The 1002-nt window shown below is 51.3% G+C and carries 1 protein-coding gene; it reads right to left on the bottom strand.

Annotated elements, in window-relative coordinates; all coding sequences use genetic code 11:
• Positions 1-335: 335 nt before the first annotated feature.
• The gene (locus tag AC1DRJ_RS29490) at positions 336-914 is read right to left on the bottom strand and encodes a hypothetical protein (RefSeq protein WP_477805232.1); all 579 of its coding nucleotides are present in this window, start codon (positions 912-914) and stop codon (positions 336-338) included.
• Positions 915-1002: the final 88 nt, after the last annotated feature.

Genomic DNA, 1002 nt, shown 5'->3' on the forward strand with positions numbered 1-1002 from the left:
TTGGACCAGTGCCTGTGCAACGGTGCGCACACGCACTGTGAAAGTAATCAATTCAAACAATCGCATAACGTGGCTCCGCTCATTCGTTGCTTTTAGCCTAACCCAGAGCCTCAAAGGCGAGATATTGAGACGAACCCCTTGGGGTACGGCGATCCCCTTAGTGCTCTAAGTAGTTCCTTTAGGGCAACAGTCAGCAGGTAAGCCATGCAAGCACACCCACCGCTTGATTACGTCATCGATGACGACCAACGCTGCGATGGGTGTTAGGTCACGCTCCAACCAATGGTCAGCTCGACTTCAGGACAAGGTACTCACCATCCCTCGCCCATTAGAACTCAGTGTTGACTAGTGACTTTGAGCACATCTGTGTAGGTGACCCGGATGCTCTGACCGACTTTCAAATCCTTCAATTTCGCTTGGATCTCAGGTCTTTCGATGTCAACAACTTTGGTCAGACCGGCTGGATTCTCAAATGTCAGCTGGTTTGTGTTCAGATCGATGTTAGTTATTTTCAATTGCACGCGAACCTGACGGTAGGCTTCTCCGCCTGGATTCGGGTTGCTGTCGGTGGCACGCACGATACCGACAGTTTCACTATTTTCTGGCAGGCCTTTGTCAACGTCGGTGTCCAGGTATGCCGCCACCGAGTGGATAACCTCAACGTTGACCTGGTCGCCGACTTTCAAGTTGTTCAGGTCTTTGGCTCGGTCAGTGAGTTGGACTTGAAATTGCCGACCTTCCGGTCCTTCCAGGACGACTTGGTGCTTGGCAGCATCAACCGCCAGGACTTTTGTTACCACTTGATCAGCTACCACCTCAGTGGCCAACGGAATGTCCGCAGCAACCGCATTGAGGCTAGCGGCTGTCAGCAGCATGGAGAGTGCCAAGGCTTTGTTCAGTGCATTCAATTTCATTGTTTTTTCCATTTGAGTGAATCAAGGCATCGGTACTACGGTGTAAAAAACGCCGTTGGCTCCATAGGCAGGTCGTACCCAGGAATTG

Source organism: Pseudomonas sp. P5_B2, from assembly GCF_056400445.1.